The sequence below is a fragment of the Actinomadura darangshiensis genome, from assembly GCF_004349235.1.
Classification (GTDB): Bacteria; Actinomycetota; Actinomycetes; order Streptosporangiales; family Streptosporangiaceae; genus Spirillospora; species Spirillospora darangshiensis.
Window position 1 is genome coordinate 1 of sequence record NZ_SMKY01000084.1, and the last position, 13,633, is coordinate 13,633.

Consider the following 13,633-nt stretch of genomic DNA (forward strand, 5'->3'; position numbering starts at 1 on the left):
GACCCTGCCCATCGTCGACATCACCTGACCCGCCCCCACCTGACGCGCCTTCACCTGACACGGAAGCCTCCCCGACTCGACTCTCAGCGATTGTCGAATTCGTGGGAGGCCCGCGGAAGTAGAACGCGGTTCTGTGGATATCTCGGCGTCCGCCCAGGCGAGTCGGGCAGCCGGTAATGCCGTGAATGGGGGAGACTCGCCGTTTGTGCGGGCTGGAGGGGCGGTGGTTCGTGTGTGTCTAGGGTTCGGGCATGCGTATGGCCATCCCCCTGATCGTGGCGCTTAGCGCGCCTCTCCTTCTTGCCCTGCCCAGCGGCGATGCGCGGGGCGACGAGCGGCCGCAGGTGCTTTCTATGAGCGCGAAGCTGAGGGACGAACTGGCCCGGCTCTTCGAGCGCGAACACAACCCAGGCCGTTACCGCGATCTCGTCGTGGATGAGAAGGGCGCGCACTATGGAAGGGTCGGCCGGCGCTACTACGCCGTGCTCGCCCTCTGGTACCGCGACAGTCCGGCTAAGAACACCGACGCCGGAACGGCCTTCACCAGGCGCGCGCCCAAGGGACGCTGGACGGTGGCCATGGTGGACGGCGCATATGACCCCTGTGCACGTCCGGCTCCCGAACCGCTCATGCGCGCCTGGCACATGAAGGTGTCTGACTGTCTCGCCCCGTAGCGGCGGCGACGGATCGCCTGGAGGCGATGTCGCTCATGCCGCCGTGGCGACCGCCTGCACGTTCGGCCAGAGGTCTGACGGGCGTCCGGCGCCGGGTGGCGCCGGACGCCCGAAAGGTCAGGCTCGGTAGGCGCTCCACTGGGATTGCATGCGCGAGGTCTGGCCCGTCGTGAACTCGTTCATGCAGGCGTCGTAGCTGTAGTCCATGAAGTTGTGGATGGGGTCGGCCCCGGGGGCGGAGCAGGTGTCGCGGCCGGTGGGGCAGCCTGAGGCCGGGCTCTGCTCGGCGGGCGTGTCGGAGACCTGGTCGCCTTGGCCGCTGCAGCCGCCCTGGAAGGTGTGGTACAGGCCCATCCAGTGGCCGACCTCGTGGGTGGCGGTGTCGCCCTCGTTGTAGTTGCCCAGTGAGCCGCCAGGCAGGCTCTGGTAGTGGATGACGACGCCGTCCATCGCGGGCTGGGAGTTGTAGTCGCTCGGGAACGTGGCCCAGCCCAGGAGGCTGCTGCCCAGGTCGGCCGTGTAGAGGTTGAGGTCCTGCGCGTTGCCGGTGTGCAGGGAGCTCTTTATCTGGCGTTCGTTGCCCTCGGGGTCGGAGAACCAGGACGCGTTCTGGGTGCGCTTGGTCTCGGCGAGGGTGAACGTGACGCCGCTGCCGGAGTAGGCGTCGTTGAGGACGTCCATCTGCTTCTGCACGGTCGCGTCGGACACGTTGCCCGCGCTGCCGTAGACGACCTGGAAGTGGACGCGGACGGTCATGGCCGCCGCCGTCTTCACCTTCTTGAGCTTGCCCAGGCGGTCGTGGAAGTCCTTCTCCATCGCGGCGACCTTGGCCGTTCCGGGCTGGTTCCGTTCGGTGGCGTGGGCCCCGGCGCGGACGCGGGCCTGGGCGGGCTGGTCGGCGCACTTGGTGGACGGTGTGGACGGGGCGGACGGCGCGGCCAGGCCGGCGGTTGCCGTGGCGGGCGCGTAGGCCGTGAAGGCGGCGGCCATGCCGAGGACGGCGGCGATTCCGGCGCGTTTCATGGAACTCCTTGGGGGTGCGGCGCGAGCGGGGGAGCGCGCGCGTGGGAGCGGAGTCATCGCTGGAACCAGGGTGGATGCGAATAAACGTCACGTCTTTAGCAAACCTGGACGAACAGGGACGGGTAACGCTGAATTCGGCGCCATAGCGCGACGGCGTAGCGTGTCCCGCATGGACGTGGAGGGTGAGGCGTCGCGGGTCCTGGCGGAGTTGCGGGCGCAGGCGGATCCGGCGCGTGCGGAGTATGAGAAGCGCTACCTGAAAAGCGACTTCGTCCACATCGGCGTGCCCGTCCCGGCGTTGCGCAAGGTCGCGGTGTCCACGGTCAAGGGCAAGCCCACACGGGACGACCTGGTCGCCCTCGCCCGGACGTTCTGGGACGTGACCCAAGAGGGCCGTCCTGTGCACGAGGCGCGTATCGCGGCGGGCGAGGTCCTTGCGAAGCGGGCCGTGCTGCTGGAGCCACGGGACCTGCGGCTTGCCGAAGAGCTCATACGCGACTCGGCCAGCTGGGTGTACGTCGACCACCTGGCAGAGAAGGTCGTAGGCGTACTGGTCGTCCGGTATCCCGACCTGGCGGCGACCCTGGACGCATGGGTCGCCGACCCCTACATGTGGATACGGCGTACCGCCCTGCTGGCGCTGCTACCAGGCGTCCGGGGAGGGGATCCGGATCTGGGCAGGATCGACCGCTACGGCGACGCGCTCATAGGCGAACGCGAGTTCTTCATCCGCAAAGCGCTCGGGTGGGTCTTGCGGGAGCTGTCCAAGAAGGACCCCGCCTGGGTGACCGCATGGGTCGAGCCCCGAATCGACACGATCTCGGGCGTGACGCTACGCGAGGCCGTCCGTCACCTGCCGGCCGCAGATGTGGCCAGGATCAAAGGCCAGACGGCAGATCAAGCGCGGTAGGCCGTCCACGCCTTGTGGATGCGCGAGCCCTGCCCGGCGGTGAACGACGTCATGCAAGTGTCGTAGCTGTAGTCCATGTAGTTGTGCACGGGGTCGTTGCCTTGCGCGGGGCAGGTGTCCTTGCCGGACGGGCAGCCGTTCGTGGGGTCGCGCTCGGCGGGGGTGTCGGAGACCCGGTCGCCCTTGCCGGTGCAGCCGTCCTGGAACGTGTGGTAGAGCCCCAGCCAGTGCCCGACCTCGTGCGTAGCGCTGAACCCCTTGTTGAAGTGCTCGATGGATCCGCCCGGCATGCTGGCGTAGTGGACGGTCACCCCGTCCATCTTGGGGTCGGACTTGTACTTCCACGGGAACGTCGACCAGCCGAGCAGATCGCCGCCGATGTAGGCGCTGTAGAGATTCAGCGTGCCCTTGCCGCCCTTGTGGAGCTTCGGCTTGTACGTCCCCTCGTACCGTTCCGGGTCGCTGAACCAGGCCGCGTTGTCGGTGCGGCTCACCGTCTTCAACTTGAAGGAGACACGGGTGTTCGCTCCGCCGTTCCGTCCCCCGTAGGACGCGTTCAACGTGCTGATCTGGCGCTTGATCTCCGCTGTGGACACGTTTCCCTTTGCGCCGTCGTGGAGCACGTGGAAGTAGACGGGAACGCTGATCTGAGCAGCCTTGCGCAGGTCGGCGCCATCTGAGACTCCGTCCGTCTCGTTCGCCGGGGTCAGGTGGAGACCGTCCAGGATTCGGTTGAGGTGCTGTTCCACGGTGGCGGCCTGTGCAGGGGACAGTTCGTTGCGCTCCGTGCCGTGAGTACCCGTGCGCAACCTCGCCTCCGGATGCGCGCAGTCGCCAGGAGTGCCGTGCCTGGCGCCGGGGTCCTCGTGCCTGGCGCCCGCCCAGGGCCCGGACGGCGTGGCGGGGACGACGGCGGCGAGCAGGGCGGCGGTGGCGAGCAGCTTCACGGCACTCCTAGGGAGGTCGCTTGCGGACGTAGGGAACACAGGGCGTCATCAACAGGTATCAGAGTGAAGTCCTGTCGCGAGTGTGATCAAGGTAAATGGATGCCGACCGTTATCGGAGGATCGCACCATGTGATGGCCCTGTCCGGGGTGCGCGCATCGGCGCAGGCAGCGGCCCGTAGACTGGGAGGCCCTTCCGGCCGTGCGAAAGGCTTAGTTGGTGGCCGCAGACCAGTCCTTTGACACCGTCCTCGTCGTCGATTTCGGCGCGCAGTACGCGCAGCTGATCGCGCGGCGGGTGCGCGAGTGCCATGTGTTCAGCGAGATCGTGCCGTCCACCATGCCGGCGGCGGAGATGCTCGCCAGGCGGCCGAAGGCGATCATCCTGTCCGGCGGCCCCGCGTCGGTGTACGCGGAGGGCGCCCCGGTGGCGCCGGACGGGCTGTTCGACCTGGGCGTCCCCACGTTCGGCATCTGCTACGGCCACCAGGTCATGGCGCAGGCCCTCGGCGGGACGGTGGAGAACTCCGACGTCGCCGAGTACGGCGGCGCCACCGTCGCGGTCACGTCCCCGGGCATGCTGTTCGCGGGGCTGCCGCACGAGCAGGCCGTCTGGATGTCGCACCGCGACTTCGTCAGCAGCGCCCCCGCCGGCTTCACGGTGACGGCCAGCACCGACGTGACCCCGGTCGCCGGCATGGAGGACCGTGAGCGCGGCTTCTTCGGCGTGCAGTTCCACCCGGAGGTCCTGCACACCGAGCACGGCATGGAGATTCTGCGGCGTTTCCTCTACGAGGGCGCCGGATGCCGTCCCAACTGGACGATGGTGAACATCGCGGACGAGTCGATCGACGCCGTCCGGGCCCAGGTCGGGGCGAAGCGGGCGATCTGCGCGCTTTCCGGCGGAGTGGACTCGGCCGTCGCCGCCGCGCTCGTCCAGCGCGCCATCGGCGACCAGCTGACCTGCGTGTTCGTCGACCACGGGCTGCTGCGCAAGGGCGAGCCCGAGCAGGTCGAGAAGGACTTCGTCGCCGTCACCGGCGTGAACCTCCACGTCGTGGACGCCCAGGAGCGCTTCCTCTCCGCCCTCGACGGCGTCACCGACCCGGAGGAGAAGCGCAAGATCATCGGGCGCGAGTTCATTCGCGTCTTCGAGGAGGCGGCCCGCGAGATCGTCAAAGGTGGTTCCGAGGGTGGGGCGAACGCGTCCGAACCGGTCGAGTTCCTCGTCCAGGGGACCCTCTACCCCGACGTGGTCGAATCGGGCGGCGGTACCGGCGCGGCCAACATCAAGTCGCACCACAACGTCGGCGGCCTCCCGGACGACCTCCAGTTCACGTTGGTGGAGCCGCTCCGGACCCTGTTCAAGGACGAGGTGCGCGCGCTCGGCGAGCAGCTCGGCCTGCCGTCCGAGATCGTCTGGCGGCAGCCGTTCCCTGGCCCCGGCCTAGGCATCCGCATCATCGGCGCCGTGACGCGCGAACGCCTGGACGTCCTGCGGGACGCCGACGCCATCGCGCGCGAGGAGCTCACCCGGGCAGGGCTCGACCGTGACATCTGGCAGTTCCCGGTCGTGCTGCTGGCCGACGTCCGGTCCGTGGGCGTCCAGGGCGACAGCAGGACGTACGGTCACCCGATCGTTCTGCGCCCGGTGACCAGCGAGGACGCGATGACCGCCGACTGGGCGAAGCTCCCCTACGACGTCCTGCAGCGGATCTCGACGCGCATCACCAACGAGGTCGCCGACATCAACCGCGTCACGGTCGACATCACGTCCAAGCCCCCGGGCACCATCGAGTGGGAGTGACCCCGCCTCGCTGACCGGTCGCCTCACCTTGGCTCAGGGCGGGCGGCGTGGTCGGCCAGGGCTTCGGCGGCGCCGGCGAACATGTCGGCGAGGGCGGACGGGGTGGTCTGCAACTCCCCGTCCAGCCAGGCGATGAGGTTCTCGCTCCAGCCGGCCACCAGCATGGTGGCGGTGAAGTGCAGCTGCGCGTCGGCGTCCGGCGGGACGTCGTAGAACGTCCGGGCGTAGTCGATGACGAGCCGGGTGTACCGGCGGCGGGCTTCGCGCTGGCGCGCGCGCAGAACGGGGCTGGCGGACGCTTCGATGAGCATCACGCGGGCCTTGCGTGGGTCGGCGCGGCCCATGTCCAGGGCGGCCAGGGTGGCGGATCGGACGGTCGTACGGAGGTCGGCGCCAGGGCCGGCGGCGGCGACGCCCTGGGCGGCGGCGTCGGCGGTCTCGGTGACGATCCGGTCGTAGACCTCGGTGAGAAGCGCGTCGAGGTCGGTGTAGTTCTCGTAGAAGTAGCGCGGGTTGAGGCCGGCGCGCGCGCAGACCGCGCGTAGGGACGTGCCACGCACGCCCTCCGTGGCGAGCAGGTCGAGAGCCGCCTCTAGGAGCGCGGTGCGGCGGTCGGCGCGGCGGCGGTCGGCGGTGACGCCGCCGTAGGGGCGAGGACTCACGGCACAATCTTGACACACGCGTTGCCAGATTCTACCTTTCTGGAAACAGGTGTAGCCAGATGGGGAGGCCCCTCCATGCCCCTGACCACCGCTCCGGACATGGTCAACATCTTCACGCCGCTGATGCACGAGCACGACTACGTCATCGACGAGGTGGACGGAGAGCTTCCGGCGGGGCTCACCGGGACGCTCTACCGCATCGGGCCGGGGAAGTGGGAGGTCGGGCGCACGCTGCTGCACCACCTGTTCGACGGCGACGGGATGGTCTCGCAGTTCAGCTTCGACGGCCGCGAGGTCCGGTTCCGCAACCGCTACGTGCGGACGCCGCAGTTCCGGGACGGCATGGTCGCCGGGCGCGCGCGCAGGCCCGGCGTCGGGACGGCGCTCCCCGGCGGGTTCTGGACCAACTTCGCGAAGGCCAAGGGGCCCGCCAACGCGGCCAACACCGGCGTCGTGATGCACGCCGACCGGCTACTGGCCCTGTGGGAGGGCGGCCCGCCGTACCGGTTGGACCCGGACACGCTGGAAACCCTCGGCATCCATGACTTCGGCGGGCGGCTCCGGGGGATGCTCAGGGCCTTCTCCGCCCATCCGAAGTGGGATCCGGTGACGGGGGAAATGTTCAACTTCGGCCAGGAATTCGCGCCGTTTCCCGCACTGAACTGCTGGAAGGTCGACCGGCAGGGCCGGATGCGGCGGCTCGCCAGGGTGCGGATGCTGAACATGCCCTGGAACCACGATGTCGCGCTGACCACCGAGCACATGGTGTTCGTCCTGGATCCGTACATGTTCGACCTGCGCACGATGCTGAGCGGCGGGCCCATGTTCGACGCGATCCGGCACCGTCCGGACAAGGGGACGCGGTTCGTGCTCGTCCCGCGCAATGGCGGCCCTGCGCGGATCGTCGAGCACGAGACGCTCGTCCACCTCCATGTGGCGAACGCCTTCGAGGACGGGACGGACACGGTCGTCGACCTGGTGCTGTTCGACGACTACGAGGAGATCCGGCGCGACCTCACCGGGTTCCGCACGCGGTTCCCCGCGCTCCCGCCCAGCAGGCTCATGCGGTACCGGATCACGCCGTCGGGGCGCGTGATCGAGACGCAGCTCTCGGAACTGTCGGGCGAGCTTCCGCAGTACGACTGGCGCCGCTCCACCCGTCCGCACCGCTACACCTACCTGAGCGGGCGGACGGGAGACGGCGGCGAGTACGACAGCGTCCTGAAGGTCGACAACGACACCGGCCGTACGGAGGTCCATGAGATGGGTTCGCGCACGTACGTGGGCGAACCCATCTTCGTGCCTCGCACGCCGGACGCCGCCGAGGACGACGGGTGGCTGCTGACCGTGGTGTATCTCGGCGCAGAGCACCGGTCGCAGCTCGCCGTCCTCGACGCCCGCGGCCTGGAGCATGTCGCCACGCTCCAGTTGAAGCACCACATTCCGTTCGGTTTCCATGGCACGTTCACGAGGCGCGTAGCCGAGCCGGGCGCCCCGATCCCGCACCCGGACCGCCTGCCGATCCGCTGAGAAGGCGTCAGCCGTCCTGGTGCCACCGGTCGGCGGTGGTGACGGCGGCCTGCCTCGGGAACACCTTCTCGGTGAGGACGCGGTGGACTTCGGCGTCCGGGTCGTAGCAGGCGTCGGCGAGGACGGTGAGCCGGTAGTCCAGGTCGGCGGCCTGGCGCACGGTGGACAGCACGACACCGCTGGTGGCGATGCCGGCCAGGACGAGATGGCCGATCCCGCCGGAGCGCAGGACGAGGTCGAGGTCGCTGCCCGCGAACGCGCTGATCCGCTTCTTGGCGACGACCGTCTCGCCGGGCAGGGGAGCGACGGCAGGGTGAACGGCGGTGCCCGGGTCGCCCTCGGTGAAGGCGTCCGCCGGCAGGCCGCCGAAGGTCACGTTCCGCTCGTCGACCTCGGGGTGCCCTGGACGCAGGGCGACGACGACGTAGATGACCGGGATACCGGCTTCGCGGGCGGCGTCGACCGCGCGTGTGACGCGCGGCAGGTAACCGTCGTCCTGGACGCGGCCGACGATGGTGTTCTGGACGTCCATCACGAGTAGGGCGGTATTGGGCAATGTCAGTCCTTTCCAGAGGATGCGCCGACGTGGCGCAGGGAGCGGTCCACCACCGTCACGGCCAGGAAGAGGGCACCGACGGCGAGCATGAACCAGGTCAGCTCGTGCATGCCGGGAGTGTCGGCGCGTTCGGCGAAGAAGACGGCGGTGGCGGAGGAGGCGAGGATGGCGCCGAGGTAGCCGGAGGTGCGCAGCAGGCCCGCCGAGGACGCCACGCGTTCCGGCTCGGCCTGGTGGTACACGGAGTTCTGGAGCGCAAGGCCGATGAGGCCCTGCGGAACGCCGAAGACCAGGGTGACGGCGACCAGGAGCCAGACGGGGCTGCCGGAATGCAGTTGCAGGAGCAGGACGCAGGCCGCGACCTGGCCGATGGCACCGACGAGCAGTTTCGCGCGCACCGCCTTGTGCCGGCCGGTGATGGCGGACACGGCGATCCCGGTCGCGAAGAGCGGCAGTACGAGGAGTCCTGCGTGGGACGGCGACAGTCCACGTCCCTCCTGCAGCCACTGGGTGTAGCCGTAGAGGACGGAGTAGGACACGACATAGGCGAGCAGGGCGCGGGCGTAGGTCGCGAGGAGGGGCAGGTTGCCGCCGAGGACGCGCACGTCGATGAACGGCCTGGACGCACGCAGCTCACGGACGACGAACACCGTCCCCGCCGCGGCCGCGACGGCGAGCAGGTACAGGCGGCCCACCGCCGGGTCCATCAGGAACAGCAGCAGCGAGAGGAGCGTCCCGGCGAACAGCGCCATGCCCGGCAGGTCCAGCAGGGCGGCCGGTCGTGCGCCCTCGGGACGTGCGGGCGGCGGCGTCCTCGGCAGGCGTAGCGCGCCCAGGAGCACACCGGCCGCCGCGAGCGGGATGTTGACCGCCAGGGTCGTCCGCCAGCCGCCGAGGCCGATCAGCACCCCGCCGAGGGGCGGGCCGATGACGGCGATGGTCTGGGTGGCGATCGCGAGGACGGTCAGCACCCCGGCCGGGCTGTCGCGGCCGGTGCGCCGGGCCTCGCTCCGGATCAGGTACATCGCGGCGGGGTAGCCGGCGCAGGTGCCGAACCCCAGCAGGACCCGCGCGGCGATCAGCACGCCCAGCGTCGGGGCGAGCGCGCCGACGACGCCCGCGGCGCCCGTCAGGACCGTCGCGGCCAGGTACAGGCGGCGCGGGCCGAAGAGGTCGATCAGCCGCCCGACCACGGGCTGGCCGACCGCCGTGGCCAGGTAGAGCGCCGAGACCAGCCACGCCGTCTGCGCCGGCGGCGCACCGAACGCCCGGCCGATCGGGATCAGCGACACCGAGATGATCGAGGAGTTGACCGGGTTGAGGACGGCGCCGAGCAGCATCGGCGCGAGCAGACCGCGGTCGAAGCGGTCCCCGCCGCTCCCGCCGGGGAGCCGCCTGGACGTCGCCGTCCGCCAGGTCACGGCTGGACGAGTCGTTCCACCAGGGCGAGCGCCTCGATGAGGTGGCGGCGCTCCGGTTCGGTGAGGCGGTCCTGCATCGAGCGGGCCAGCCATTCCTCACCGGCCCGCCGCTTGTCGTCGAGGAACGCGAGCCCGGCGCCGGTGGGGGACAGCAGCAGCCGGCGGCCGTCCCCGGGGTCGGGGTCGCGCCGGATCAGGCCGCGCTCCTCCAGCACCGACAGGGTGGCGGCCATCGACTGGGGCCGGACGCGCTCGGCGGCCGCGAGGTCGCTGGTCGACGCGGGGCCCTGCCGGCCGAGCCTGCTGAGCGCGGACGTCTGCGACGGGGTGAGCCCCTCGACGTCGTAGGACTCCTTCAGCCGACGCCGCAGGCGGCTGAACGCCACCCGCAGCTCCCGGGCGGCTTGGACGGACGTCTCGGACAATTCGGTGCTCTCCACCATGCCCGTCACGCTAAATTCTTCAGCTCAGCCTGTCAAGTTAGAGCTGAACAGCTCAGACTGTCGACTAGGGAGCCCCTGGCCGCGGGGGTGACCGTAACGCGGCGGTCAATGGCGCCTAGGTGAGGTCAAGTCTGTGTCAGGGGACGGCCTTGCAATCGCGATGCGTGTTCAGGTGATGGCGTAACGTCACCATGCTCGGTGGGGCGAGGAGGAGGCCCCATGTCCCCGAAGCTCAGCGTCGTCGTGCCGTTCCACAACACCGAGGAGTACTTCCGGGCGTGTCTGGAGTCCCTCTCCGGTCAGACGCTGCGCGACCTTGAAGTGATCCTGGTGGACGACGGGTCCACCGACAACGGCGCCGTCATCGCCAAGGACATGTGCGCCCGCGATCCGAGGTTCCGCCTTGTCACGCGGGAGAACGAGGGTCCCGGGCCCGCCCGCAACGCGGGCGTGGAGCACGCGCAGGGCGAGTACCTGGCGTTCGCGGACGCGGACGACATCGTGGAGCGCGAAGCCTACGCGCGCCTGGTCGGATCCCTTGAGCGGACGGGGTCCGACCTCGCGTCCGGCAACGTCCAGCGGATGGACGACGACCGGACGTGGCAGTCGGCCCTGCACGAGGGTGTCTTCGAGGAGTCGTGCTCACGCACGCATGTGTCGTCCAAGCCGATGCTCATGCGGGACCGTACCCCGTGGAACAAGGTGTACCGGCGTGAGTTCTGGAACCGGTCGCGCCTGGAATTCCCCACCGGCTTCTACGAGGACCCGCCCGTCACTGCGCGCGCGCACGCCCTCGCCCGTTCCGTGGACGTTCTGAGCGAGACGGTCTACTACTGGCGCAAGCGGCCCGGGTCCATCACAGAGGACCGCTACGACTGGGACAACATCAGCCAGCGGATGCGGTCCGCGCAGGCCGTGCGCGACGGTCTGGCCGACTACGCGCCCCAGCTTCTCAACGCCTACGACGAGCACGTGCTTGTCCCGATCGAGCTTCGTGTCCTGTTCGAGGCGCTCCCCAGGACGCAGGACGAGAACCGCGAAGAACTCGTCGCCATGGGGGCGGGCCTGGCCCGGCACCTGAGCGCGCGCGTCCTGAAGCGCCAGCCCGCGATGACCCGCCTGCAACTGCACCTGCTGTGCCGCGGGATGCTGCCGGAACTGCTGGAGGTGCTGCGGTTCGTCCAGCTGCGGAAGGCGGCGGACGCGCCGCGGGTGCGGCGCGGCCTGCGGCACCGCTGGTACGCGGAGTTCCCGTTCTTCGAGGACGAGGAGCGGGCCGTCCCGGCGCACGTGTACGACGTGACCGACGAACTGCGGCCGGTGGCGGCGATCGACCGGGCCACCTGGGTGGACGGGCGGCTGCGCATCGAGGGCCACGCCTACATCCGGCATCTGGACTCCTCGACCGAGGACGGTTCGCGCATCCGGCTGTGGCTGGTGGCGTCGAACAAGCGCGGCCTCATGCGCGTCCCGGTCCGGCGGGTCCGCAGGCCGGACGTGACCGCCCGGTCGCGGCAGTCGGCCGTCTCCTACGACTGGTCGGGGTTCGTCGCGGAGATCGACCCGTCCTCGCTGCGGTTGTTCGGGCGGTGGCGGGACGTCGACTGGGTCCCGTGCGTGGAGATCGTCAACCGGGGCCTGCGGCGGCGCGGCACGTTCGCGAACCCGCGGCTCACCGGGCGGCAGTGGCCGGACGACCGGGAATGCGCGGCGGGCGTGCTCGTGCAGGGCGTCGCGGCCAAGAACCGCTTCGTGGTGCAGGTGCGGCGCACGCCGGCGGCGGTCGTCGGCTGCCACCTGGAGGGCGGCGAGCTGTGGCTGGACGGCTGGAGCCGCGCCCCGCTCGGCGACGAGCCGCGCGTCACCGCCACCCCGAGGGCGGGCCGCGCCACGGTGGTCGGGCCGGTCGACGCCGTCGGCGAGGAGGGTTTCCGGGCGAGGCTGCCGGTCGCCGGGCTCGCCAGGCGGCGCGGTGACTGGGAGATCGGCCTGCCGGGCGGCGTCCGCCCGTACCTGGACGAGGACCCGGCGGGCACCGCGTTCGCGGTTCCGGGCGGGGAACTGGAGGTCGCCAGGACGCGGCGCAACACGCTGCGGATCGTCGCCCGCGGCCGTGTCCTCGCCGTCGACGACGTGTCGTGGACGCCTGACGGGGCCCTGCACCTGGCGGGCACGTGCTCGGACCGGGTCGGACGGCCGGAGGCGCTGACGATCAGGCGGAGGCGGTCGTCGGAGGAACACGTCGTCACGCTGCACTGGGAAGGCGAACGGTTCACCGCGAAGTTCGTGCCCGCGCGCATGCCGGTCCTCGGGCTGTCCCGTCCCCTGGTGTCCGGCCGCTGGGACTTCCTGGCGACGGTCGGCGGGCAGGAGCAGCCGGTCGTCGTCAGGCGCCACACCCTCCGCGAGCTTCCCGAGCCGTTCGAGGCGGGCCTGCACCGGATCACCGTCCGGGCGCAGAAGACCGACCAGCTGCAGCTCCGGATAGAGACGGCCCTGGACGACGACGAACGCGGGGCCTATGCGCAGAGCCGGATACGGTCCGGGCACTACCGGAGGCACCTGAACCTGCCCGTCCGTGAGCTGGCCGTGTTCGACGCCTACCGAGGACGCCAGTACTCGTGCAATCCGCGCGGAATCTACGACGAGCTCCGGCGGCGGGGAACCGACATCGAGTGCGTGTGGGTCACCGAGAACGGCCAGTTCGGTAAGCCCGCGGGTGCGAGAACCGTCCTTGCCGGGTCGCGCGAGCACTACGAGGCACTCGCCCGCGCGCGCTACGTCTTCGGCAACTGGTCGCAGAAGGAATGGTTCGCCAAGCGCGACGACCAGACGTACGTGCAGTGCTGGCATGGGACGCCGCTGAAGAAGCTCGGATACGACGTCAAGGAGATGCCCTACAAGCGGACAGAGGGCGTCACCTGGATGGAGTACGACGTACCCCACTGGGATCTCCTGCTCGCCCAGAACGCGTTCTCCGTGCCGCTGTTCCGGCGCGCGTTCGCCTACGGCGGGGACGTCCTGGAGAGCGGCTACCCGCGAAACGACGTCCTGAGCAGCCCGCACCGGGACGAGATCGCGGCGGCCGTGCGGCGGCGCTTGGGCATCCCGGAGGGCAAGCGGGTCGTCCTGTACGCGCCGACGTGGCGGGACGACTTCCACCACGCGGTCGGCAAGCGCGCCTTCCGCCTGGAGTTCGACCTGGACAAGTTCAGGACGGCCCTGGGCCGCGACCATGTGCTGCTCCTGCGCACGCACTACCTCGTCACCGACAGGCCGCGGCTGCATCCGGGCGACTGCGTCATGGACGTCTCCGTCTATCCCGACATCTCCGAGCTGTTCCTCATCAGCGACGTGCTCGTCACGGACTACTCGTCGTCCATGTTCGACTTCGCAGTCACCGGCCGCCCGATGGTCTTCTTCACCTACGACCTGGAGCGCTACCGCGACCATGTGCGCGGTTTCTACTTCGACTTCGACGCCGAGGCGCCCGGGCCCCTGGTGGGGACCACGCAGGAGGTCGTCGAGGCACTGAGCGAGCCGGCCGCGCTGGACGCGGGCCATCGGGACGCCCGCGTCGCCTTCGCCGCCAGGTACTGCCCGCATGACGACGGCCACGCCGCCTCCCGTGTCCTCGACCGGGTCCTGCGGCCGGCCCGCTGA

General features: G+C 70.1%; 11 protein-coding genes. 5 read left to right on the top strand and 6 right to left on the bottom strand.

Going from position 1 to position 13,633, the window contains the following annotated elements; all coding sequences use genetic code 11:
• Positions 1-251 precede the first annotated feature (251 nt).
• Complete coding sequence (locus E1293_RS19565; RefSeq protein WP_132198871.1) at positions 252-674, top strand: hypothetical protein; 423 nt, start codon at positions 252-254, stop codon at positions 672-674.
• A gap of 117 nt (positions 675-791) precedes the next feature.
• Here E1293_RS19565 and E1293_RS19570 read toward each other — a convergent pair whose 3' ends face one another.
• Entirely contained in the window at positions 792-1,697 is a 906-nt protein-coding gene (locus tag E1293_RS19570) for a zinc metalloprotease (protein WP_207938952.1), read from the bottom strand.
• A gap of 169 nt (positions 1,698-1,866) precedes the next feature.
• Between E1293_RS19570 and E1293_RS19575 the strand changes: the two genes are divergently transcribed.
• Complete coding sequence (locus E1293_RS19575) at positions 1,867-2,607, top strand: DNA alkylation repair protein (RefSeq protein WP_165978303.1); 741 nt, start codon at positions 1,867-1,869, stop codon at positions 2,605-2,607.
• Here E1293_RS19575 and E1293_RS19580 read toward each other — a convergent pair.
• Entirely contained in the window at positions 2,595-3,554 is a 960-nt protein-coding gene (locus E1293_RS19580) for a zinc metalloprotease (RefSeq protein WP_132198873.1), read from the bottom strand. The two genes, E1293_RS19575 and E1293_RS19580, sit on opposite strands and share 13 nt — an antisense overlap.
• A gap of 214 nt (positions 3,555-3,768) precedes the next feature.
• Here E1293_RS19580 and guaA point away from each other — a divergent pair, with 214 nt between their 5' ends.
• A complete protein-coding gene (gene guaA / locus E1293_RS19585) occupies positions 3,769-5,358 on the top strand; it encodes a glutamine-hydrolyzing GMP synthase (RefSeq protein WP_132198874.1) in 1,590 nt (529 codons plus the stop codon).
• Positions 5,359-5,381: 23 nt separating this feature from the next.
• Here the strand turns inward: guaA and E1293_RS19590 are convergent, their stop codons facing one another.
• Positions 5,382-6,020, bottom strand: coding sequence for a TetR/AcrR family transcriptional regulator (locus tag E1293_RS19590; RefSeq protein WP_165978305.1), 639 nt, complete (start codon positions 6,018-6,020; stop codon positions 5,382-5,384).
• 75 nt (positions 6,021-6,095) lie between these two features.
• On the opposite strand from E1293_RS19590, the gene E1293_RS19595 reads away from it, so the two are divergent.
• Positions 6,096-7,550, top strand: coding sequence for a carotenoid oxygenase family protein (locus E1293_RS19595; protein WP_132198876.1), 1,455 nt, complete (start codon positions 6,096-6,098; stop codon positions 7,548-7,550).
• A gap of 7 nt (positions 7,551-7,557) precedes the next feature.
• Here E1293_RS19595 and E1293_RS19600 read toward each other — a convergent pair whose 3' ends face one another.
• Genes E1293_RS19600 through E1293_RS19610 form a run of 3 tightly spaced genes read right to left on the bottom strand, consistent with a single transcriptional unit; the run spans position 7,558 to position 9,970 of the window.
• Positions 7,558-8,106 carry a cysteine hydrolase family protein gene (locus tag E1293_RS19600; protein ID WP_132198877.1) on the bottom strand — a complete coding sequence of 183 codons (549 nt, stop codon included), beginning with the start codon at positions 8,104-8,106 and terminating at the stop codon, positions 7,558-7,560.
• Between the two features lie 2 nt (positions 8,107-8,108).
• On the bottom strand, positions 8,109-9,527 hold the full coding sequence (locus tag E1293_RS19605) for an MFS transporter (RefSeq protein WP_207938953.1): 1,419 nt from the start codon (positions 9,525-9,527) through the stop codon (positions 8,109-8,111).
• Complete coding sequence (locus E1293_RS19610; protein WP_132198879.1) at positions 9,524-9,970, bottom strand: MarR family winged helix-turn-helix transcriptional regulator; 447 nt, start codon at positions 9,968-9,970, stop codon at positions 9,524-9,526. The genes E1293_RS19605 and E1293_RS19610 overlap by 4 nt, the downstream gene beginning before the upstream one ends.
• 219 nt (positions 9,971-10,189) lie before the next feature.
• Here E1293_RS19610 and E1293_RS19615 point away from each other — a divergent pair, with 219 nt between their 5' ends.
• Positions 10,190-13,633, top strand: a complete 3,444-nt coding sequence (locus E1293_RS19615) for a bifunctional glycosyltransferase/CDP-glycerol:glycerophosphate glycerophosphotransferase (RefSeq protein ID WP_132198880.1) — start codon at positions 10,190-10,192, stop codon at positions 13,631-13,633.

Coding starts and splice junctions, on each gene's coding strand:
- E1293_RS19565 (WP_132198871.1), top strand. CDS start 252: ATGCGTATGGCCATCCCCCTGATCGTGGCGCTTAGCGCGCCTCTCCTT.
- E1293_RS19570 (WP_207938952.1), bottom strand. CDS start 1,697: ATGAAACGCGCCGGAATCGCCGCCGTCCTCGGCATGGCCGCCGCCTTC.
- E1293_RS19575 (WP_165978303.1), top strand. CDS start 1,867: ATGGACGTGGAGGGTGAGGCGTCGCGGGTCCTGGCGGAGTTGCGGGCG.
- E1293_RS19595 (WP_132198876.1), top strand. CDS start 6,096: ATGCCCCTGACCACCGCTCCGGACATGGTCAACATCTTCACGCCGCTG.
- E1293_RS19610 (WP_132198879.1), bottom strand. CDS start 9,970: ATGGTGGAGAGCACCGAATTGTCCGAGACGTCCGTCCAAGCCGCCCGG.
- E1293_RS19615 (WP_132198880.1), top strand. CDS start 10,190: ATGTCCCCGAAGCTCAGCGTCGTCGTGCCGTTCCACAACACCGAGGAG.